Here is a 22,424-nt window from a genome sequence, read left to right as displayed (position 1 = left end):
ATTCCTTAAAACAGTCCCATAATTCCATAGCCTACTGATTTTGCCATTGTTCGCGGGGCTTGGGGAGTTGTGACTGGATGTTATTCACCCAAGATGGATTTATCTAGCTCTAAGGCTGGTTGCATCAGTTTGGCCTCTTCTGGAGTCAGGTGGGCATTAACGATATTGGGTAGGACTTTGTAGGTGGCCTGGGAGGCTTTTTGATCCCGGAAGGCATTGATAATTGTCCGGTACCAAAGAAGAAAACCTTCCCGCAAAGAATCCAAGTCACCAAACAACATGGATGTGGCCGAGATCCGTAAAACGTGCTGGCGATCTCGTTGACAGACGGCACTATGGTCTTGCTTGCCTTTCTGGAAAATGTAAGGACTTTGGGCCTGGAGGGTAGCACCTAATTCTTCCGTAATGGTCGTCTCAGCATCCCGAACTTTGCTGTAGGCACTCATGCGCGTCTCTACGGTTTCTAGGTAGTCTTTGAGAAATTTTAATTCGGAGGGGCTAGCAAACCGACCATCGGCTTCATTGGCTAAACGGGTTAACTGCTTAAACATGAATATTTTCCTAGGGAATAATGGTTTGTTTTGGCCAGGGCGCATTCAGGAAACTGCTGGGGAGACGGCAACTAAAACGCTGTTTAAGATCAATGCCAGGCATGAGTTAATTAACCGCCATTAAACCCTCTCCCCACCAAAGTTTACTGGGACAAAATCGAATGATTCAAGGACAAGATGGGTTGCATATAGGTGTATTCCAGGGGGGATAACAGTTTCTTCATCATGTCTGGCAGTTGTTTGCCATAGGTGTTTTCAGCCATGTGGCTATAGTTAAAGGACTTGACAATGGTGCGATACCAAAGTACAAAGCCGTCCCGGAGTAAATCCAAATCTGCAAACAACATCGCGGTGGCACTAAGACGAATTGCATTGGTTAAGTCCCGGCGACAAATACTGGCTTGATCCTTGCCGCTAAACGTGTAGCAACTGGATTTAGCTGACAACTGCCGCTGTTGGATTTCTGAGACTATACTGTCTGCTGCTGCGCCAATTTTCTGGTAGGTTTCGACCCGCCCATTCACAGTATCTAAATAGTCTCGCAGAAATTTTAACTCTGCGGCAGTTGCAAACCGGCCATCGGCTTCTGTGGTCAAGCGATCTAATTGAGTTAACATAGTCATTCTCCAGATTAATAACAGCAGGATTAAGGCTAATAAAGTTAAAAATCAATCTCAAATCTCATGTTCAAAAATACACTCCATCACCCAGAAAAACTTTTGCGGCTAGGGGGAAAGTTGCCCATTTTTCATCCGTTTTTCAATATCGCTTGCGGAGGCACCTTCGTTTTGCCAGAATGAAGCGGCATCAATCCGTTCCTGCTTACCCACAAGAAATTTACAGTAGGTTTCCCCCATCGCATAGCATTGAATTTCGATACAACCGAGGGATTTTTTAATCAGGCCTGTGAAAAATCCAGCAAACATTCCGGCATAAAGATAGCAAACCGGTTTTCCCACATCCCCTAAGGTTCGAGCAACAACAGAATCAAAGATATTGATAAACATGAAGCCATTTTTCTGCTCCGATAAATCAATATCCCAATTGCCCCACCCTTGGGTGACAAAGGGCCACCACCAGGCCTCGAACAAAAAGCTCAAATTGGTTTGGCGCAATTCGCGGTTATATTCTTGTCGGAAGTTTCGTTGAAAAAAGTCGGCATCTTTTAAGCCCCACTCTTCCCCAATTTTGTACATCACCAAGGTTGAGGCGGGGCCAACTTCCTGCTCCAGGCCAGTAATCATGCCCACAATAAAATCTTCAGTGACAAGAATGTTCCGAGCTTGATGCCAGTCGTGGATGGTTCCCTGTGCCCGATTGAAGTGCAAATGTTCGTCTAAACTAAAGTGATTCCGACGTTCAGGGTGTCTTGAGCGAAGAGTTTGGGTTGCAAGAGGCTGGAGCGTACTACGACTAGTAAGATGAGCAGCCATATTTTGAGATGTAACCATAAGTCCGCAACACGTCCCCCTGTGTTTATGATTTATTGGCCAATTGGTAGGCTAATCCTTAACAGAAAACTGATTAACAATCATGGCCAATCACAATCATGAAAGTCAGCAGTTTCCATCGCCCCAACAATCGCCCTATCCCTCAGCCTATGGCGGAATCTGAAGGAGATGTACCGTGATTTTACGGATATTTGCTTACTGCAACATTTCTACAAGTTCGGCTTCTGAGAGGCAGGGAATCCTCAGGGTTTGCGCTTTGGTCAGTTTATTCCCGGCATTGGCACCGACAAGGACATAGCTAGTTTTCTGACTCACACTGTCCGTTACTTTACCCCCGGCCTGGAGAATCAGCATTTTGGCTTCCTCGCGACTGAGGCTGGGGAGAGTGCCAGTAATCACGAAGGTTTTACCGCTCAAGGTTTGGGGTTGAGAATTTTCTGATTTTTGAGGCTCTGGAGTGGTCAGTTGCAGGCCGGCCTGGGATAAGCGGCTGATTAAGGTCTGGTTAGCGGGATCTTGCCACCAATCCACCACGGCCTGGGCAATTTCTGGGCCAATTCCGTGAATCCCATTTAAGCTCTCAAGGCTGGCCTGGGAGAGTTGGGCCGCACTGGGAAATTCCGCCGCAATCAGTTGAGCATTGACCGCCCCGACATGACGAATCCCCAGGCCATAGAGAACTTTGTCCCAAGGTTTGGTTTTGGATTTTTCCAGGCCAGTGATGATATTCGTAGCCGATTTTGCCCCCATTCGGTCTAGGTTAGCCAGTTGCGGGGCCTGGAGGGCATAGAGATCCGCCACATCCTTAACCCAGCCTTTTTCGACTAATTGGGTAATAATTTTCTCCCCCAGGCCATCCACATCCAAGGCCTGACGACTGACCCAATGGAGCAAGGAACCTTTCACAATTGCCGGACAACTGGGATTCACACAGCGGGTTACAGCCTCATTTTCGGGTTGAATCACAGGTTGGTGACATTCGGGGCAGTGGCTCGGAAAAATAAACGGTTGGGTATTGCCCTGGCGTAATTCTGGAAATACTCGTAACACTTCTGGAATAATTTCCCCGGCTTTGTGCACGACAACCCGATCCCCAATCTGAAGGTCTAACTCAGTGACGCGCTCGCGGTTGTGAAGGGTGGCCCGAGAAACTGTCGTTCCCGCTAATTGGACTGGTTTAAGTTCTGCCACAGGGGTTAAGGCTCCTGTCCGGCCCACTTGCACCGTAATATCCAACACCTCAGTGATCGCCTGTTCCGGTTCGTACTTCCAAGCAATCGCCCAACGGGGAAATTTTTGCGTAAACCCCAGGCCCTGCTGTACCCCTAAATCATTCAGCTTAATCACTACCCCATCAGTTAAATAGGGCAGCGTTAATCGTCCCGTGGCCCAGTGAGCATAATAGGCCTGGACTGCGGTTAAATCGTGACAGAGTTGCCGATTCGGATTGACCTTAAAGCCGATGGATTGCAACAGTTCCAGACTATGCCATTGGGTTGTGGGCGCGGGGCCTGGGAAATTGGCTGGACTTAAATCATCCGTGTCGGGCAGGTGTAACGTGTAAGCAAAAAAATCCAGTTGCCGTTGGGAGACAATCCGGGCATCCAGTTGACGTAGGGTTCCAGCCGCGGCGTTACGGGGATTGGCAAACAGGGCTTCTCCTTTGGCTTCTCGCTCTTGGTTAATGCGGTGAAAGACATCTAACCCTAAAAATGCCTCTCCTCGAATTTCGATCAGTGCGGGGGGATTGTCCCAGTTGAGTTTGAGGGGAATGGCGCGAATCGTCCGAACATTGGGGGTAATATCTTCCCCAGAACTGCCATCTCCTCGCGTTGCCCCCCGGATTAAAATTCCATTTCCATAGGTCAAGGCCAACGCCGAGCCATCAATTTTTAGTTCACAGACATATTCCGGTTGGGGCAAAGTTTGATCCTGATTTGTTTGCCAATAGCGTTGCCAGCGATCTTGCCAGGCCTGCATCTCCCCCAGATCAAAAGCATTTTCCAGGCTGTATAACGGAATCCGATGCTGCACCGAATTAAATTGACTGGCAGGTTTTTCGCCAACCCGTTGTGTCGGACTATCGGGGGTAATGTATTGGGGATATTGGCGTTCTAGGGCCTGGAGTTCGTGATAAAGCTGGTCATAGACGGCATCCTCCATAATCGGATTATCCAGGGCATAGTAGGCATAGCTGGCCTGGTGGATCAGTTGCCGCAGTTGATGAATTTGGGCTTCAACCGCAAAAATCTGGCTTTGGCTGCTGTGATCACGCATACATAAAAACTTGAGATCAGAAAATTTATCGGGATTGCTGCTCGAACCAGAATTTTAGATCAGTGGGGGATTGAAATATCAAGACACTTTCAGCCAGATGCTCTAGTTGCGAAATAGACAAGGCCCGAATTCGCTGGGATAAATCTTCGGAGAGGCGACCAAATTTTCCTTCTAAGATTCGTAAGATCAATTCTGCTTCCCCTTGTTGTCGTCCTCGTTCCAAGCCTTCAAGCAAACCTCGTTCCAGGCCTTGACTCAATCCCCGCTCTAATCCCCGTTCCAGGCCCCGTTGCTCGCTGGTTTGGACTAAATCTTGATAGGTTACGGACTCCCGCATGATTTCCTCCCGAAGTAGTTGCTGTAAGACTGCTTTGCTAAACCTTAGCCCACCCAGCAAGTAAGTATAGGTCGCCAAATTCACCCGCTCAACTCGATTATCTAACGCCTCTAAGCTTTGGGCCACCTGTTGGAGAATTGCTTCTGGTGCGGGGGAGTTAGCTAGGATCGCGAGGGGCCATAATCGGGGTTCTGCTAAGAGTGGCTCAACTTCTTCTTCCCAAAGCCGGATCACTCGATAACCATGGTGGGTCTGATTCAAGTCAAAGGCATCCACATAAACCAATTCCGAACCGCTGGGCTTGAGAAACAGAACAATCTGAACCACGGTGCAGCGATACTGGCGATAGAGGCGGACAAAATAATCCAACATTCGCAGGGGCATCTCGGCATCGGGGGCCGTTTGAAATTCCAGGTGCAAAATTTGGCCGCCCACCCTCAGAAAACTAACAAAATCAGCCCGAATTGGCTCTAGTGAGAGTTCGGTTTTGAGGATTGAGATTTCAGTTTCAGCCTCTCCCAATAGCCACCGGACAAAGGGCCTGGGATTTTGTTCAATCAGAGACTTACAGAGGTTATCCTAGGGCATATCTGGGATGTTACATGGTCTGCTTTGGGCTTGGGGGAGTCCCTAGGCCTGAATTTCCTAGCAGAAAACTATCCGAGAATCAAATTAAATCGGGTATGATGGTTATTTGCGCAAATTATGAGGCCCTGGGTTCCCCCATTCAGCTTCATACGTTATTTGACTTTATTTCCTTACTCCACCATCTCACTGCCCAATTACCTAGAGGTCAGCATGGCTAAACGCCGCAATCCTAAAAAAGAAAAAGCCCTCCGTAACCAGGCCTATGCCCGTAAGTTTCGTAAACGGTCTCCAGGTCGCTTTGGCCGCCGCTTCTTTAACGACAACCGTAATGAGGCCAAAGAATCTGAAAATGCCACACCAGAAACCCTAGAGGGAGCCAGCGACTAATTCTCAAGGAACCAGCGTTAAGGCAGGGGTGATTTCAGACGCTTGGCAGTTTCAATTCCAGATTGCCAGGCCCGCCCTAGTCCCCAGGCTTTGTTAGTTTGCCCACACCAATCACCACAACAGATCAAAGTCGGTGACATCGGGGCGGCGAGATAGGGCCGGGGGTAGCCTTGAGTCACTTGAGCATATCGCCAGCGGTGGACTTGCAACCAGTTGGGGATGGCCAACGCATCAGGTAAATTGTAGGGTTTTCGGACTGACTCCCAGAGTGTATAACCAACTTCATCTAGGGAAACAGTCTCAAGATTGGCCTGGGCATATTCCGGGGTGCTGTGGAGAACAATCACAGGGGGGGCCGGCTGCGGTCGCTTTTGACTATCCCAGGCCCACCAACGAATTAGAGGATCCTCCAGAGCCAGCCGAGGTAAGGGGGGGAGTGCCGATCCCAACTCTGGATCAAACCCAACCATCACCGTCAGGCAGGGATCATAGCTAACTTGACCTAAATGGCAGAGAAACTCTCGGGCCAGGCCCTGATCACTCAAGGGGTGGCAAAGTGCGTGGGCCTGGGGAGCCGGAATCGCTAGAACTAAGGTCTTAGACCACCAGGCCTGGGTGAGTTCCTTGGAGTTGAGAGTAGTTACTTGCCAAAGTTGAGTATCTGGATTGACATGAATATTGGTTGCCCGTTGTTGCCGTGCAATGGCCAGGCCTGGGGCTAAATGTTTGGCAATGGCGGTCATCCCTTGGGGCGCGGCATAGGCTTGAAAATAACTTGGTTCTAAGGGTTGAGTAGGGATAAACTCGGGCCAGGCCTGGATCATTTGCTTGGTTAATAGCTCAGTTGTTAAGGCTTGCCACTGGGGCCAATCGGGAAAATCGTCAAAGCCTTGGGGGGCCATCCAGGCCGGGACACCATGATCGAGCCAACAATCTGCGCCAATCCGCCGAGTTGCAATTCGCCCCCCCAGGCCAGCAGACTTTTCTAAAATTAAAACCCGTTGTCCAGATGCCTGTAACTCTTGCCCACAGACGAGTCCCGCCAAACCAGCCCCAACGATAATGACATCAAAAACATCACCACTGGGATCACCCTGGATCGGAATTGGAGTCAGGTTAGTCATTGTTTAACCGCTCGTAATGGATTCCAATTCAGATCCTTCAGCAACAGCAGCGGAAACTAGGGTCGGAAAAGTTGGGGCCTGGTCTGGGAGCCAATTTAGCAGGGGCAACGGCAGCAGCGTACTCAGATTTGCCACCACCACCAAAATCCACAGTTGCCCAAACTCCTGGTCAGAAATTCCTAGCCAATGGGTCAAGAGCGCGCCGGTTTCATGGGAGACCAAATTGGCCAAATTAGAGATGGCCATTAAAAGGGCAAACAGTGTCGCTTCAATTCCCGGCGGACAGAGGCGGGCGGCCAATACCAACACCGGCATAAAGGCAATTTGTCCCATCACCGTCAGGATTAAGCTATCCCCCAAACTAAACCAGTGATCATCAATACCCAGGCCCCGATTAACATGGGTAACCAACAACAGCGTTGTCATCCCCAACGCCGCCGAGAGAATTGTACTCCAGAGAAAAATTGTCCGGACGGGTAATCCCCGTAAAAACCGCTGAAAAATCCACACCCCCAACAGGGCAGCCAAACTGGTGACTAAGCGAACCCGCCCCAAAAATTCCGGATCGAAGCCTAGCTCATTGGTTGTGAAGAAGAAAAACGCCGAGTCGGAACTGGGGGTGGCTTGCCAGAGAAACAAGAAGGCCACAGGGAGCCAAATTTGTTTCTGCTTCAGGGCCTGGGCAACATTGAGAATATGCGTCCAAGTGGCGGAGAATTTCGGCCGCTCTGTGAGAGGGGTTTCATGGATGAAGCCAGCGACCCCAGAAACAAGCAGTGGAAAGGTAGCCGTGATTAAAAAAATCGTATCCGTACTGAAGTGGGCCAAAAGCTGTCCACTCAAATAAGCTGTGATAATGCCGCCCACGGCCGTTGCGCCCCAACAAAGAGACTGCAAGGTTCCCGCTGTGCCAACAGACTCTCCCCTGGCCCGTTCCACCACTAGGGAGTCCACAATCACATCACTCACAGCAATGGCCAAAGAACTAAGGGCAATGGCCAAGGTGGCTTGCCAAGGGGCTGTTACTCCCAAAGCCAGATAAACCCAGGCCCCGCAGCCCAAAAAACCAGACAAAATCAAGTAGGAACGCCGCCGATACCCAAACAGAGGCAAACTATCGGAAAGCAACCCAAACAAGGGCTTCAAAACCCAAGGTAAAGCCACAACCCCCATCAAGGCGGCCACCTCTGCCGGAGTCAGTCCCAACTCATCCTTAAAAAAGAAGCTCACAGCTAGGCGCGCCAGCCCTAAAATCCCCTGGACAAAATACACCAGCAGGATTGCCAAGAGTTCCGGGGTGGGTTCTTGTCCCAAAAACACGGTACGCGTCAGCCAGCCCTTGAATCCCGTTCTGGTGGGCGGTACTGGAATGACCAGGGTTTCGGCAGGGGGGTCAACAATCATTACTAAATATTAAGTAGTGCTAATGTCCATGATACTGATCGAATTTGGAACTATGAGTTTAGATAGAGCATATCAGCCAGGCCACCGTTGAAAGGGGCTTACAAGTTTCAATGATCATCCCGCAGCCGGTGGTGGGGAACTCCAGGGCAGTGATGGATATCAACAAAGACGGGGGGAAGCTATCACAGTTTTCCGAGCTTGACCTCCTTAAGCTGAAGATATGGGATTCAATCACCTGGAGGATACTCCCCATGCAACTGCAATCTCTCGCTCACGTTACCCGGATTATCGTTGGTGTTTTGGGACTGGGTTTAATGCTCAACGCTGGCCTGGCTTGGGCTGATTTTGTTCCTCCCAGTAACCTCGGCCGGCCGGGTAATCGGGAAGGGGCGGCGACTCGAGGGACATGTAAATTTGATCTAGCCGAAAAAGAGCCAGGTCTGACGGCCCTCATCCCCCGTGCCAACATTGGTCTGACCACCGCGGCTAATCCAACTGTCTTTTGGTATTTACCCAAGAACAACTACCAAGTTGGGGAAATGATGCTCTACAAAGCCACAGAAACGGAACAAACCCTTGTAGATCGCACTACCTTTCTTTTGGAAGGTCGCCCTACTTTGGATCGGTTTACCTGGGCTAATCAGACTCTAGCTCCCAACCAAGACTATCGCTGGGTGTTAAGTCTCATTTGTGATCCAGCTAATCCCGATCCCTCCCAAATTGTTTATGTGGAAGGTTGGGTGCGGCGGGTGGATTTAGCTCCCAATGTGCAGACGGCACTGGCCAATGCCCAAGGTCTGAATCGGTTTCAGATCTTTGCTAAGGCTGGCCTCTGGTACGATGCCCTGACGGTTTTAGCCAAGCAACCCACTAGTGCCCAAGTGCGCCAAGAGTGGGCCAAGCTCCTGACGGCTGAGACGGTACAGTTACCCACTTTAGGTCGCTATCTCCTGACCAGTGCGACAACCGCCACAACTAAAACTAATAATCCCTAGTTGGCATTAAAGACTTGCACACCGCCGCCGCGGGCCATTGGCTCTAACACCAACCGTAATTGGACTGGGGCCGGAGCATTGGTTGCCGCAACAAAGGGTTCATTGGCCAAGGGAATAGGGGTGCGGTCAATATAAACTTCTGCGGCCCGGTTGAGGGGTAAGGCCCGCTGAAGACTGCCATCGGGGTTAAGAATCAGGGTGTATTCCAAGGTTTGGCTCAGTTCTGCGGGAGGTTGCCAGCGTTGACTAAAGTAACTCCGCACCGCAGCAACAGACTGACCACTGGCCACGTCTAAGTTAAGGGAACGGGCAACGGCGGCCGGCGAGCGGACGGGACTTTGGGCATTGGGGGGCAAGGGTCTGAGGGCAGCGGCTCCAGCACTAGGAGAGGTAATGACGTTACTGTCCAGGCCAGTTTCAAGACTACTATTCTCCTCTGGTTTGGCCGGGGTAGTTGGGGCAGGAATGGTGATCCGGGCCTGGGGAGCATTGGCCTGGGGTGGGGCGGGGCGGGGTAAGAACTGGCTGGGTGCTTCCTCAACTGGACTAGCTGTACGCACTGGGGGGGGAATGGGGGGTAAGGGTATCGGGCGCAAGTTGACAGAGGCCTGGGGTGGATTGGCAGGGGTTGGAGCTTCCCCTAAATCGGCCGGGGCCTTGGGAATGAGGGTGGGTAAGGGTAAATTCAGTTGGGTCGGAATTTCCGTAGGAGCCATTTCCTGAGAGAGAAACTGGTTTTCCGGTTGGAGCCAAGGGATCAAGGCTGTTGTCACCCCTAAAACGACCGCCGCCACCGCCGTACTTTGTACCCACACGGGTGTTTTTTGCCAAGCTCCATAGACCCGCGCCCCCAGGCCAGGTTGAGGCTGTAACAGCGGGCAGCATTCCCCTAAAAGATTACCTAGATCAAATAACTGGGAGAGGCTCAAGGGTAAAATCGAGGGATCAAAATTTTCTTGGGCTTCTGAACAAGTTAATCTTAAAAACCCTAGATGCAGATGATGGGACAAAGGAGAGACCTGGGTGAGGAAAATGGCTGGAGAGCCGGGTAAATCGCCTCCTTCTGGTGCAAAAACGTCCGAAACCAGGGTACTGATCTCCTGATCCAGGCTGGCCGGGGCCAAGAGTCGCATGGGTTGGGCCTGTTCCGTGAAGGCCTGTCGCCGTTTTGCTAATAGGGCCTGGGTGTAATTATCAACACAAAGATAAAGGGCCTCTAACTCTGATCGCTGGCCATGGATTTCAATAACGGGGCTTTCCGCGAGATTATGGGGATCTTCGGGTGGGGACAAGCGGAGCGTAAATTGTAAATTTTCCCAAGCTTGGCGAGTTGCCCAGGCCAAGAGAGGATGACTTTCACCCGTGAGCCAAAGTTGACAGGTGGGTTGACGATAACAGGCTTCTTGGAGCATAGACATTAAACCTAGGCACTATCCCACTATATCGGTCTAGCCTTATCTGACCAGTGCTAACCCAACTTATCCCGATCGTCCTAGATCCGAAACTGTAAACGGTATTTGCCCAAAGAGCATAGGGAAGGGCAGTCAATTAATCATTGTCACAACCAAAATCCTTGGAGCAGGCCTCGTGGTGCAGGGCAATCTGGAAAATACATTGATGTAAATAAATTTTTATGTTTATAATCCGTACAGTTCATCAAGATTTATATGGTAGTTGTTAAGGTTCAGTAACATTTTATGAAGCCCCGGATTTTGGTCATTGATGACGATCCAGCTATTGCCGAGCTTGTCTGTCTCAACCTAGAGCTTGCTGGCTATGATGTCACCCAGGCCGCCGATGGGATTCAAGGTCAAGCCCTGGCCCTGCAACTGCTCCCCGATTTAATCATGCTGGATTTGATGTTACCGCGGGTGGATGGGTTTACGGTCTGTCAACGCCTGCGCCGGGATGAACGCACCGCCATCATTCCTGTCTTGATGTTAACGGCCCTCAGTCAAACCCAAGATAAGGTGGAAGGCTTTAATTCTGGGGCTGATGACTATTTAACCAAGCCCTTTGAAATCGAAGAAATGTTAGCGCGGGTGCGGGCTTTGCTGCGGCGCACGGATCGGATTCCCCATGCGGCCAAACACAAAGAAATTCTCAGCTATGGGCCCTTAACCCTAATTCCAGAACGATTTGAAGTCATTTGGCTGACCAAAAACATTAAACTCACCCGCTTAGAATTTGAACTGCTTCATTGTTTATTGCAGCGACATGGGCAAACCGTTTCCCCCAGTGATATTCTGACGGAAGTTTGGGGTTACGATCCCGATGATGACATTGAAACGATTCGCGTCCACATTCGCCATCTCCGCACAAAACTGGAACCCGATCCCCGCCATCCCAAATACATCAAAACCGTCTATGGGGCTGGTTACTGCTTGGAACTGCCTAACACAGGGGATGAAATGCCTGGGATCAGTATTAAAGCCAACGTCCCTGTCTAAGATATTTGTTCAATCGGCTGCTCACTGTTCTGAATCTGTGGCGATCATTGAATTCACATCGCTCGACTGGTCTGCTTTGTTGCCGTCAGGCCCCTATAAACCTGGCAACGATTATTGTTTGATTTGAGCCTTGTTTCACCTGAATTTTCTGGGCAAAAGGATTGCAATGATTTCAGATCTCTCTGGGTTATGTATAACCTTGAATCCTTTTGAGGGAAACACAGGCCCTATGATCAAAGGTTAGAGGTTTCTCTGTTGCCCATTTCTAACTACGACATCAGCCAAACTATTTGACCTAGAGGAGATAAAACTTGCCAATTCTGCGCCTTAGCTGCCTCTTATTGCCCTATTTAACTGTCGTGAGTTTACTAGGATTGCTGATTAGTGCAGGCCAAGGTTGGCAGTGGGGCTGGCCTGGGATTGGGCAAACGCTCAAGGCGCGCTTGTTTTTGGGATTAACGCTTTTATTGATCATCAGTTCCTTGGGCGCAGTTAATCGAGGCGAGGCACTCTTACAACTGGTTCACTTTATTCCTTTTTTTATTTTCTTCTTAGGTCTAGATGTTGTCTTCAATCAGAAAACGTCTCTATTACCCACCTTGGCCTGTGATTTTGTTTTGGCAGCCCTGCCCTTAAATTTGTTGGCCTTGGGAGAATGGCTGATTAAAGCTCTCTATCGTGAATATGGTTGGCCCAATTATGGAGCATGGCCGTTGGTGGGGGGTGCGCTGAACATTGTTCCCGACCGAGTTGTGATTTGGTTTGGTGATCCAAATTTCTTCGCCAGCTACTTAGTGATGATCTTTGGTTTAGCCTTGGGGTTATGTTGGCAAGCGGGCCAGAATCCCATCTCCTATCCAACGCCTTGGGGTACGCTTGTCCTGCCTGCCAGTCTAATCTATGGCACTACAGCCGTGAATGGGTTAACAATTTTGGCAACGGCCTCGCGCACGGGATGGGGGGCCATCGTTCTGCAATTGGCTTTGGTTGGGCTGGCCTGGCAAAGACGGCTATTATGGCCAATTTTAATGGCTAGTGGGGGGCTGCTACTGGCTGGCTTATTCAGTGTGGCAGGGGTGAGTGGTCGCCCAGAATTTACGGCTGATCCGCGCTTTAGCTTGTGGCCCTTGGGTTGGCGGCTCATGGTCGAAAAACCTTGGTTTGGCTGGGGGTTAGGCAATTTTAAGGAGCTTTATCCCACGATGGCGACGATCCCCAATTACCCAGCCCTGGCCCACCTACATAACTATTGGCTGACCCTAGGTGTGGAAGCGGGCTTACCTGCCATGATTTTATTGAGTGGGATCGTTCTCTGGCAGGCCTGGGGGAATGGAGTTTGGCTGCAATTTTTTAATCCCCATAATTCTCGAAGCGGCTGGCAATTAGGCTATGGCTTGGGTTTTTTGGGAACGGTGGCCTATGGACTCCTGGATGTGACCTATTTTCAAGCGGCTAATAATGCGTTGGGGTGGTTACTCTTGGCGGCTCTAACAGTGATTGGGCAAAGATGATCCATCCAAAGTTATTTCATTAGGGCGCCTATTTTAGCCCATGAACACCTCAGACATAAATTAAGGCCAAGAGGCTTTTGAACTCACTCCTCTGCAATCTAATATCAATCTGATATGCAATCTAAATTAGGCAATACGGTATGACGTTAACAACGACAGCAGTTGTCTCAAGGCAATGGTTGGGGGCGCTGCTCGGACAGCCTGGCCTGGTGGTGATTGATTGTCGCTTTTCTTTGAGTGATCCAGGCCTGGGAGAACAGCAATATCAACAGGGGCATATTCCAGGAGCTTTCTATTTACATCTCAATCGGGACTTATCTGGGCCGGTGGAAACCCATGGGGGCCGCCATCCCCTGCCTGATCCAATCACGCTTGGACAAACCTTAGCTAAATGTGGAATTGATGCCGATACCTGGGTCGTGGCCTATGATGATTCTCGCGCCTGCTTTGCGGCCCGTTTGTGGTGGTTACTGCGCTGGTTAGGCCATGATCAGGTGGCGGTGTTAGATGGGGGGTATCAAGCCTACTGCCAGGCCCAGTTGCCCATTTCTAAAGAGATTCCTAGTCCGCAAACCGGAAATTTCCAGCCCAGGCCCCGCTTAGATTGGGTGGTAGATTATCAATTTGTCAAAGACTATCAGCCAGATCTGAACCGCGTCTTAATTGACTCCCGCGAACCGGCCCGTTACCAAGGAGAGATTGAACCCATTGATCCCATTGCTGGGCATATTCCGGGGGCGGTGAACTATCCTTGGACAGAGATTACTGATCTCCAAGGTTTTGTGAAATCTGTACCGGAACTCCAAGCCCATTGGCAGCAGTTAGACGATGCCGCCGGCCTGGTGGTCTATTGTGGTTCTGGGGTGACGGCCTGTGTCAATCTTTTAGGGCTAGAGTTAGCGGGCCGTCCGGGGGCAAAACTGTATGCGGGCAGTTGGAGTGATTGGTGTTCCTATCAAATCTAGGCAAGAAACTTCCCAGAAAAAATATGTCACACTAGATGGGCAGTCATCGCGAACAATCCGGTTATGGGTGAAGGGACAGGAAGTCTAGTTTTGCAATGGGTGGATCGGATTGAGCAAATTCCCCAAGGGGCCTGGGATGCCTTAGCTTTACCCCTAGCAACCCCGTTTTTAGAATGGCATTGGTTACGAAATCTGGAAAACTCTGGCAGTGCCATTCCCCAGGCCGGCTGGCTACCCCGACATCTCACGGTTTGGCGACAGGGAACGCTCATTGCTGCTGCCCCCCTCTACATTAAAGGCCACAGTCAAGGGGAATTTGTTTTTGATCACCAATGGGCTGATTTATCCCAACGATTGGGGATTCGTTACTATCCCAAACTCCTCGGCATGACCCCCTTTACCCCGGCCCAAGGCTATCGGTTTTTAATCGCCCCTGGGGAAGATGAAGCCAGTTTAACCGCTGCGATGTTGGCTGAAATTGATCGCTTTGCCCAGGCCAATCACTTTTCAGGCTGTAACTTTTTGTTTGTGGATCCAGATTGGCAACCCTTGGTTGAAGCCTGTGGCTACCGGGCCTGGTTACATCACAGTTATGTTTGGCAGAATCGCAACTACACCACCTTTGATGACTATTTAGGGGCTTTTAATGCCAACCAACGCCGGAATATTAAACGAGAGCGGAAAGCAGTGAGTCAAGCCGGCCTGGAGATGGTGGTGCATAGAGGCGAAGACGTGAGTCGGACACTGTTAAGTCGGATGTACCATTTCTACGGAGATACCTGCGATAAATTTGGTTGGTGGGGGAGTAAATATTTAACGAAAGCCTTTTTTGAGCAACTGCACCGAGACTTTCAACAGCGGGTTGTTCTGGTTACGGCCTATCGAGAGGGAGATCGCACCCAGCCCATCGGGATGTCCTTTTGCATTCGGAAAGCGGAGAATTTGTATGGTCGCTATTGGGGCAGCCTTGAAGAAATAGATTGCCTTCACTTTGAAGCTTGCTACTACCAACCGATAGACTGGGCCATTTCCGAAAGGATTCAAATGTTTGACCCTGGAGCGGGTGGTCGTCATAAAAAACGGCGTGGATTTCCGGCAACACCCAATTACAGTCTGCATCGGTTTTACGCCCCCAGATTAAGCCAAATTCTCGATCACTATATTGCGGAAATTAATCAGCAAGAACAGGCCATCATTGATGAAGTCAACCAAGATTTGCCCTTTAAGGCCTAAGTCGCATCCCGATTCACAGGATAAATTTTCCAGAGTTTTCATCATGTTCAGCTCGTCCGTAAAATTTCTCTCCCACCAGAAACCCTGCTAACTTGCCCAGAAAAATCATCGCCTTGGCATACTGAAAAGGAGACACCCCCAGGCCTGCTATGCTCGGTAACTTTCAACGTAGCCAAATCCGCATCGAAATTCCAGCCACGGAAATCCAACTCTATGACAGCTTGACGAAGCCAGAGTTGATGGAACAGTGGTTGTGGCCGCAACGCCTGAGCGCGGGATTACCGGAACGCCTTTACCCCGGCCTGACCTTTACAACAGCTTTAGGGCCCATTGCCGTAGAACATCAAGTGGAACAGGTCGCTAGTCATGGCCTGCAATTAATCCTGCGCCGGGGGATTGATGGGGTTCATGAATGGTACTGGGGCGAAGGGTGGGTGCAGTCTAGTTTGGAGGGTATTTCCCTACTTCCCTTAGATTTGGGGCAATCCCTCACCCTCCTCCGCTTGCGAGAGTTTATCCGCCGTTATTGCTAGCTAAACTCTCCCTGTCCTTAACTCTCCAGCCCTAAGGAAGACAGCCAGACCCAATTTAGGGGATGATAAACGTTGGTATTTGTGGAGAATCTTACTGTGCTAGGTCAACGCTGGTTCAAAATCCTCAACCTAATCCTGTGGATTGCCTTGACGGGGTTGATCGTGGCTTGTCAGTCTCCTGCCTCTGTAGCCAATACCAGTTCTGTACCTGGAGCGCAAAGCCCAACCCCTATGAATGGACCTCGTTTGAATGGTGATGCCACTGTTGTTTTAACGGTTAATGATCGGCCGATTACGATTGTGGTCAATGGCCAAGATGCCCCCTATACCGCTGGAAACTTCGTTGACCTTGTGGAGCGCGGTGTGTATGATGGCACCATTTTTCATCGAGTCATTCGCAGTCCGCAGCCCTTTGTTGCCCAAGGTGGAGACCCCCAATCGAAGGATCCCAACGTTAATCCCCAGGCCTATGGGACTGGTTCCTTTGTGGATCCAGCCACTGGTAAACCCCGCTATATCCCCCTCGAAATTCTCCCCCAAGGCGCAACCGAACCGGTCTATAGCAAAACGTTCAAGAGTGCTGGTATTTCTCAACCCCCCAAACTTTCCCATACCCGTGGGGCGGTGGCGATGGCTCGTTCCCAAATGCCTGATTCCGCTTCAGCCCAGTTTTATATTGCCTTGGGAGATGTCCAGTTCCTCGATGGGGATTATGCTGTGTTTGGTTATGTCACCGCTGGCCTGGATGCGGTAGATCAAATTCAACAGGGTGATAAATTACAGTCTGCTAAGGTCACAACCGGCCTGGAAAACTTGCAGAAATAATTACAGCAGTTAAACAAGTTATAAGTGAGGAAAAGTAATTTTTATAGTCATAGGGATCCGGCCTAATTCATTGCGCTCTTTGAAGCTGTAACTCCAGGTAAATTAGGATTCTGAGCCTATGGAAGTTCCCCCAACTGAAAACATGCTACAGCCAGGGAGAAACCATTGATGAACTCATGGGAAATATGCGTGAAGTGATTGAGTTATGTCTTGATCAAGTCGTTACAATTCCTCTACATTCTCAGAAAAATATCGGTAAAGGCCTATTGCTTAAAATTCTTAGAGATGCAGAAATTACTAAGGATGAATTACTCAGTCTTTTGGAGTAGTTTAATGACTGCTAGACATTAAAGCGAAAGAGCATCACATCCCCTTCCTGAACAACATATTCTTTGCCTTCGCTGCGAACCAGGCCCCGTTCTTTGGCCGCAGTCATTGATCCTGTGGTGACTAAATCTTGATAAGCCACAGTTTCCGCCCGGATAAAGCCGCGTTCAAAGTCCGTGTGAATTGTCCCGGCTGCTTGGGGTGCTTTGTCCCCTTGGTGAATCGTCCAGGCCCGGGTTTCTTTTGGCCCCGTTGTAAAAAAAGTCCGTAACCCCAGCAAATCATAGGTGGCCTGGATTAGGGATTGTAATCCGCCTTCGGTCACACCCAAACTGGCTAGATAATCGGCTCGCTCTTCGGGGGATAATTCGACTAACTCAGCCTCCACTTGGGCCGACACCACCACCACCTGCGCGCCCTCGGCCTGGGCAATTTTTTTAACCTCTTCAACCCATTCATTCCCGGAGGCTAGTTCCGTTTCAGCAACATTGGCGGCATAGATAACAGGCTTAGAGGTTAACAGTCCTAAAAATTGAGTAGCGGCGGCCTCGTCTTCAGTTAGCAGCGTTTTCCGGGCCGGTTCACCATTATTCAATGTCTCTAACAGCTTTTCCAGGCCCGCTAATTCGACTTGGGCCTCTTTACTATTCCGGGCCGTTTTGCGAGTGCGTTCAATCCGGCGTTCAATTTGGGATAAGTCAGCTAGAGCCAGTTCTAGGTTAATCACCTCCATATCCCGGCCGGGATCCACTGAACCAGAGACATGAATAATATCGTCATCGTCAAAACAACGCACCACATGGACAATGGCATCCACTTCGCGGATGTTGGCTAAAAATTGGTTGCCCAGGCCCTCCCCTTTACTGGCTCCCTTCACCAGGCCCGCAATATCCACAAACTCCACCCGGGTGGGGACAATTTCGGCGGATTGGGAAATAGTCGCTAACACCTGTAGACGGGGATCCGGAACTGCCACCACACCTACATTGGGTTCAATCGTACAAAAGGGAAAATTGGCCGCCTCAGCCTTGGCATTGGCAACTAAGGCATTGAATAAGGTAGATTTCCCGACGTTGGGCAACCCGACAATTCCAGATCTGAGCATAGATTAAACGACTAAGCGCGGCAAATGGCACAATCTCCACTCTAACCGAAACATCCCAAACCTATAGTAAAAGATTCTCTAAGGCTCGGGGATCGCTGATGCAGAGGGTATCATGCCCCCGTTTAATCATCCCTTTGCGCTCCAACTTCCCTAAGACGCGAGTCACCGTTTCCCGGGCCATGCCACTTAAACTACTCAACTCCCGATGGGGAAGGTTAGGAATTTCAATCCCCCCCGTGCCTTGCTTGCCCTGGCCATCGGCCAAAAACAACAAAATATCAGCCACTCGCGCCGTGCTATCTGCTTCCCGGAGTCGTAATCTGCGATTGAGTTGCCGTAAACGCCGGGCCATCAGTTTTGCGAGGCGGATCCCGGCCTGGGGTTCGGTGTTGACCAAATTAACAAAGTCCAAAGCAGGCAAATTCGCCACCACTGTTGGGGTCAGCGTAATCACATCCGTAGAGCGGGGGACTTCTTCAAGAGGAGCCATTTCCCCAAATAGTTCCCCACGGCCAATGATATTTAAGGTGACTTCTTTGCCATCAATGTTATAGGTGCGAATTTTTACCCAACCACTGAGGATGAAATAGACTGAGGTTCCCCAATCATTTTCCAACAAGATGACCCGATTGGCTGGATGTTGTCGGGTTACGACATGGGCGAGGGCTTGTTCTACCATATTGGCCGGCAGCCCACGAAAAAAAGGACTGTCCGCTAGGGATAAATAAGATTCGGTATGGCCTCGAACTTCAGGCATAAATAAATGAGATGGCAACCATCCCCAGAAATAATTTCTTTACTTCAGCAGCAGGGATTAAACCTTTAGAATACTCGCTCAATTTCAAAAATTCTAGAGAATGTTAAAAAAATTCGTTTAAGTCTTGGCTCGTCCTCACTGGGGTTAGCTTCTCATCAGGGGCATCAGGCTCAAGGATGGAGAAATGATTGATTACCACAATAGCTGACAACCTATCTAAAAATTCTCATGTTCACTGCACCGTGCCACTTAGCAATAGCTAAAATTTTATAGCGATTTTCCTGAATCAGATGATCTAGAGTTATGCAGACTGTTCTGAGAGAGTAGAAATCTTAAAAGGAGTGCCAAGAATGGTTCTGTCACCATTGGCTGGGTTCCTAGGGGTTGTTGGTAGCCGGAAGGAGGTTAGGTTCAATATCCATCTTTGATAAAACTCAATCTTAGGTATTTCTTAATGTTTATAAATTTTTGACTGATTTTGACCGAGTTAGGGGCAGAGTTGACCTGAATTGCCCCCTGGCCTTAGTTTTATCCAGAAGTCGATCCTCCAATTTTCCCCCTGAGATTCGCTATAACGTACCTAAAGTCTATTGCCCTAGTAAAATTATGAGTAATACTGCCCACCGTTATCTGCGCCTGTGCCAAGCCTATGTACAGTTAGCCGATAAGTTTACCCAGTTGGATGTCGAGCAAATGACCTTACGGGAAAAGCTAATTCCATTCCTATTGGCGTTCAAACATTACAAAGAATTGTCAGAACAGTTGGCCAACGAAAATACCAGCCTCCAGGCCGAGCTAGAGGATATCCGGCAACGCTATGCCCAACTGAACGCTGCTGAGAACCAATTTGCCCCAGAATTGACCTCGGAGTTAGAAGCAGCCCTGTTGGAAGCCGAAGAGCAGATGGCCCTTGTGGAAGAAACCATCCAAGAGCAAAATATGGATCCCGATCCCGATCTCTTGCCTGTGGAAAAGCTCCTCCTGGATGAATATGTGACCGGAACAGGTGAACTTGCCGGAATGTTTCCTGAGGCTGGGGTCAACCCGAAATTAGCTGAATCCCATTTCTAAGTGACGTTATCCCAATGTTGTGGCCCGCTAGTCCGGAATATGTGGCGCTTTGTCGTTCCCAGGCCCGGCTAACGGTCAATCACTTAGGCATTAGTAGTTTTGGGGTCTATCTGACGGAAGAATCAGGGGATCGCCGCAGTTGGTTGCCGGTCTTGGTGTATCCTGATGCCAATGAGGCCGCTAATCTCGACTCTTTACCCTTCTCCTCCCTGCCACTCCAGTCCGTGGATTTTCGAGAACCGCAGGGTTTGTCCGCCAGTCGTGAGGGAATTTCAGCCCCAAATCGGCCCTTACCCAGTCTGCCCCCGGCTTCTGGATCCCCACCCTCCTGTTTAGAGACTGAGTTTTGGCAACGGATGTCCCCGGAGTCCGAGCATTTAATTTTGCCGTTGATCTATGAATCTCTCCCCTTGGGTGTGCTGGTGGTGCGGCGATTGGGGGGAAATTGGCAGGCCTGGGAAGAGGAGCAATTACAGCAGGTGGCAAATACGTTGGCCGTTGGCTGTGTAATGGATCAGCGGCATCAGTGGCTATCGCAGGCCCAGTCCCCCAGTTTGGCGCAGCAACAGGATGTTTTAGGAAATTTACTTCACCAGTTCCGCAATCCCTTAATGGCCCTGCAAACTCTGACAAAACTCCTCCTCAAACGCCTCCAGGCCCCGGATAAAAACCGCCCAATTGTGGAAAGTATCTGGCAGGAAGGGCAACGCTTACAATCCTTAGTGGAACAATTTCAAGCCACCTTAGAGGCATCCCCGCACCCATTAGCCCCCGTGACCACCGCCAGCCTCAGCCTAGCCCCTGCGGCCCTCAACCTCAGACCAACGGATTTAATGGGCACAATTCAACCCCTCCTCACCGCTGTCCAAGCCCGAGCCAGTGAATCAGAAATTACCCTAAAGGTCGAATGGGCCCCCCAGCTTCCCCCGGCTCTCATTGATCCAATTGCCCTCCAAGATATTGTGGGTAATCTCTTAGATAACGCCTGTAAATATACGCCTCTGGGGGGAGAAATTCATCTGCAAACCCGGCTACTGAGCGCGACGACCCAAGGCTTGTTAATTGTGGATACCGGCCCAGGAATTCCCCCCGGGGATCTCCTTCATCTCGGGGAGCGGGGCTATCGGGGACAACAGGCCCAGGGCCCGATTCCCGGTACAGGTTTAGGGATCGCCATTGCCAAAAACTTAGTCGCCCAAATGGGAGGAAGTTTGACCATCCAAAGTCCCTTTCCCCCCGATTCCGGTCAGGGCACGGCCGTTTTGCTGGCTCTCCCCAATGCTTCTGAAGGTCATCTATCTGAATGCTGATGCCCTGGCTACAGACAGGTTTAACCATGCTTGTCTTAGGGATCACCTATTTAGGGTTAGCAATGGGGCAGTGGCCAGGATTGTCCTTAAATCGGGCGGCCATTGCCTTGGTGGGGGCAGCAGCGGTCATGGGCTTAGGGGTGGTCACGTTACCCCAGGCCTGGCAGGCCATTGATCCCACCACTATTGTTTTCCTCTTCAGTTTAATGATCGTCAACCTCTACCTGGGCTATGGTGGTTTTTTTAACCTAGTGTTACAACAAATGCTGGGCTTAACCCGCAGCCCTTGGGGCCTATTGGTGCTGTTGAGCTTGGGCAGTGGACTATTGTCGGCTTTCTTTCTGAATGACACCCTGGTTTTGGTGGGAACACCCTTAGTGCTGGCAATGACCACGGCCTTAAACCTGAACCCAATTCCCTATCTCTTGGCCCTGGCTGGTGCGACTAATATTGGCTCGGTGGCAACCTTGAGTGGCAATCCCCAAAATATTTTGATTGGTTCTTTGTCGGGGATCAGTTATGGGCTGTTTGCGCGGCAGTTAGCGCCTGTAGCCATCTTAGGGATCGTGATTCAACTGACCTGGCTCTGGTGGCTCTATCCCGAAATTCGGGTCTGGGAACCAGTTCCGGTGGTGGTCTTATCCAAACTGCGCCTGTTACAGCCATTGTTGACTAAAAGCCTGTGGGTCGCAGGTCTGATGTTGGCGGGGTTTATGGTGGGTTTACCCTTGGGGCCCGTGGCCTTGACTGCGGCAGCGGTGTTGTTGGTGATTGGCGGGATCAAGGCCGAACGAGTTTTAAGACAAGTAGATGGAATGTTGTTGTTGCTTTTTGCCGGTTTGTTTATCTTGACTCAGGCCACGCGCCATCTCAACCTCTTAGAATCCCTGACTCCAGTTGTGGCCAATCCTTGGGGCCTGGCGGGACTAACGGTAGTTTTATCCAACCTGATTTCTAACATCCCAGCGGTGCTGTTGCTTGCGCCCTTGATTGCCCCAGATGACACCCAGGCCTGGTTACTTCTCGCGACTAGTGCCACCTTGGCTGGAAATTTGAGCTTATTTGGTTCGGTGGCTAATTTAATTGTGGTGGAGGCGGCCCGGAGTAAAGGCCATCACTTAAGTTTTCGAGAGCATTTACGTTTCGGCCTGCCCCTGACTTTGATAACCGTCGGTCTGGCCCATGTTTGGGTGTATAACGTGGGAATATTCCGAGGGCTTTGA

The 22,424-nt window shown here is 50.2% G+C and carries 21 protein-coding genes and 1 pseudogene; 12 read left to right on the top strand and 10 right to left on the bottom strand.

Going from position 1 to position 22,424, the window contains the following annotated elements; translation table 11 throughout:
- Positions 1–80: 80 nt before the first annotated feature.
- From RIF25_RS12770 to RIF25_RS12750, 5 genes and pseudogenes are all read right to left on the bottom strand, one after another.
- Positions 81–551 carry a globin family protein gene (locus RIF25_RS12770; RefSeq protein WP_322878923.1) on the bottom strand — a complete coding sequence of 157 codons (471 nt, stop codon included), beginning with the start codon at positions 549–551 and terminating at the stop codon, positions 81–83.
- Positions 552–694: 143 nt separating this feature from the next.
- Entirely contained in the window at positions 695–1,168 is a 474-nt protein-coding gene (locus RIF25_RS12765; protein WP_322878922.1) for a globin family protein, read from the bottom strand.
- Positions 1,169–1,276: 108 nt separating this feature from the next.
- Complete coding sequence (locus RIF25_RS12760) at positions 1,277–2,002, bottom strand: V4R domain-containing protein (protein ID WP_322878921.1); 726 nt, start codon at positions 2,000–2,002, stop codon at positions 1,277–1,279.
- A 195-nt stretch (positions 2,003–2,197) separates the two neighbouring features.
- Complete coding sequence (gene ligA / locus RIF25_RS12755) at positions 2,198–4,279, bottom strand: NAD-dependent DNA ligase LigA (RefSeq protein WP_322878920.1); 2,082 nt, start codon at positions 4,277–4,279, stop codon at positions 2,198–2,200.
- Positions 4,280–4,304: 25 nt separating this feature from the next.
- Positions 4,305–5,183 (bottom strand): annotated as a pseudogene (locus RIF25_RS12750) (Rpn family recombination-promoting nuclease/putative transposase); the annotation flags it as partial.
- A 177-nt stretch (positions 5,184–5,360) separates the two neighbouring features.
- Between RIF25_RS12750 and RIF25_RS12745 the strand changes: the two are divergent.
- Entirely contained in the window at positions 5,361–5,591 is a 231-nt protein-coding gene (locus RIF25_RS12745; protein ID WP_322878919.1) for a hypothetical protein, read from the top strand.
- Positions 5,592–5,608: 17 nt separating this feature from the next.
- On the opposite strand, the gene RIF25_RS12740 is transcribed toward RIF25_RS12745, so the two are convergent.
- Together RIF25_RS12740 and RIF25_RS12735 are read right to left on the bottom strand one after the other, a co-directional pair.
- Positions 5,609–6,715, bottom strand: coding sequence for an NAD(P)/FAD-dependent oxidoreductase (locus RIF25_RS12740; protein WP_322878918.1), 1,107 nt, complete (start codon positions 6,713–6,715; stop codon positions 5,609–5,611).
- 3 nt (positions 6,716–6,718) lie between these two features.
- Positions 6,719–8,119: a folate/biopterin family MFS transporter gene (locus RIF25_RS12735; protein WP_322878917.1), complete on the bottom strand. Its 1,401-nt coding sequence runs from the start codon at positions 8,117–8,119 to the stop codon at positions 6,719–6,721.
- Positions 8,120–8,370: 251 nt separating this feature from the next.
- Between RIF25_RS12735 and RIF25_RS12730 the strand changes: the two genes are divergently transcribed.
- Entirely contained in the window at positions 8,371–9,114 is a 744-nt protein-coding gene (locus RIF25_RS12730; protein WP_322878916.1) for a DUF928 domain-containing protein, read from the top strand.
- Here the strand turns inward: RIF25_RS12730 and RIF25_RS12725 are convergent.
- Positions 9,111–10,526 (bottom strand): DUF4335 domain-containing protein, encoded by a 1,416-nt coding sequence (locus RIF25_RS12725; protein WP_322878915.1) that lies wholly within the window; start codon positions 10,524–10,526, stop codon positions 9,111–9,113. The two genes, RIF25_RS12730 and RIF25_RS12725, sit on opposite strands and share 4 nt — an antisense overlap.
- Before the next feature lie 285 nt (positions 10,527–10,811).
- Here RIF25_RS12725 and RIF25_RS12720 point away from each other — a divergent pair, with 285 nt between their 5' ends.
- From RIF25_RS12720 to RIF25_RS17330, 7 genes are all read left to right on the top strand, one after another.
- Complete coding sequence (locus tag RIF25_RS12720; RefSeq protein WP_322878914.1) at positions 10,812–11,564, top strand: response regulator transcription factor; 753 nt, start codon at positions 10,812–10,814, stop codon at positions 11,562–11,564.
- A gap of 311 nt (positions 11,565–11,875) precedes the next feature.
- On the top strand, positions 11,876–13,075 hold the full coding sequence (locus tag RIF25_RS12715) for an O-antigen ligase family protein (RefSeq protein ID WP_322878913.1): 1,200 nt from the start codon (positions 11,876–11,878) through the stop codon (positions 13,073–13,075).
- A gap of 140 nt (positions 13,076–13,215) precedes the next feature.
- Positions 13,216–14,040 carry a sulfurtransferase gene (locus RIF25_RS12710; protein WP_322878912.1) on the top strand — a complete coding sequence of 275 codons (825 nt, stop codon included), beginning with the start codon at positions 13,216–13,218 and terminating at the stop codon, positions 14,038–14,040.
- A gap of 63 nt (positions 14,041–14,103) precedes the next feature.
- Entirely contained in the window at positions 14,104–15,273 is a 1,170-nt protein-coding gene (locus RIF25_RS12705; RefSeq protein WP_322878911.1) for a GNAT family N-acetyltransferase, read from the top strand.
- A gap of 149 nt (positions 15,274–15,422) precedes the next feature.
- On the top strand, positions 15,423–15,806 hold the full coding sequence (locus tag RIF25_RS12700; RefSeq protein WP_322878910.1) for a hypothetical protein: 384 nt from the start codon (positions 15,423–15,425) through the stop codon (positions 15,804–15,806).
- A gap of 141 nt (positions 15,807–15,947) precedes the next feature.
- Positions 15,948–16,631 carry a peptidylprolyl isomerase gene (locus RIF25_RS12695; RefSeq protein ID WP_407682416.1) on the top strand — a complete coding sequence of 228 codons (684 nt, stop codon included), beginning with the start codon at positions 15,948–15,950 and terminating at the stop codon, positions 16,629–16,631.
- Positions 16,632–16,732: 101 nt separating this feature from the next.
- Entirely contained in the window at positions 16,733–16,960 is a 228-nt protein-coding gene (locus RIF25_RS17330; protein WP_407682415.1) for a hypothetical protein, read from the top strand.
- Positions 16,961–16,971: 11 nt separating this feature from the next.
- On the opposite strand, the gene ychF is transcribed toward RIF25_RS17330, so the two are convergent.
- Together ychF and RIF25_RS12680 are read right to left on the bottom strand one after the other, a co-directional pair.
- Complete coding sequence (ychF, locus tag RIF25_RS12685; RefSeq protein WP_322878907.1) at positions 16,972–18,063, bottom strand: redox-regulated ATPase YchF; 1,092 nt, start codon at positions 18,061–18,063, stop codon at positions 16,972–16,974.
- A 61-nt stretch (positions 18,064–18,124) separates the two neighbouring features.
- Entirely contained in the window at positions 18,125–18,820 is a 696-nt protein-coding gene (locus RIF25_RS12680; RefSeq protein WP_322878906.1) for a Crp/Fnr family transcriptional regulator, read from the bottom strand.
- A gap of 606 nt (positions 18,821–19,426) precedes the next feature.
- On the opposite strand from RIF25_RS12680, the gene RIF25_RS12675 reads away from it, so the two are divergent.
- From RIF25_RS12675 to RIF25_RS12665, 3 genes are read left to right on the top strand one after another with little or no spacing between them, the layout of a single operon-like run.
- Complete coding sequence (locus tag RIF25_RS12675) at positions 19,427–19,891, top strand: hypothetical protein (RefSeq protein WP_322878905.1); 465 nt, start codon at positions 19,427–19,429, stop codon at positions 19,889–19,891.
- 14 nt (positions 19,892–19,905) lie between these two features.
- On the top strand, positions 19,906–21,201 hold the full coding sequence (locus RIF25_RS12670; RefSeq protein ID WP_322878904.1) for a sensor histidine kinase: 1,296 nt from the start codon (positions 19,906–19,908) through the stop codon (positions 21,199–21,201).
- Positions 21,201–22,424 (top strand): anion transporter, encoded by a 1,224-nt coding sequence (locus RIF25_RS12665; RefSeq protein ID WP_322878903.1) that lies wholly within the window; start codon positions 21,201–21,203, stop codon positions 22,422–22,424. The genes RIF25_RS12670 and RIF25_RS12665 overlap by 1 nt, the downstream gene beginning before the upstream one ends.

This window comes from Pseudocalidococcus azoricus BACA0444 (assembly GCF_031729055.1).
GTDB lineage: Bacteria > Cyanobacteriota > Cyanobacteriia > Thermosynechococcales > Thermosynechococcaceae > Pseudocalidococcus > Pseudocalidococcus azoricus.
Note: the sequence above shows the minus strand (reverse complement) of the source record. Positions and strands in the feature narration are given on the sequence as shown.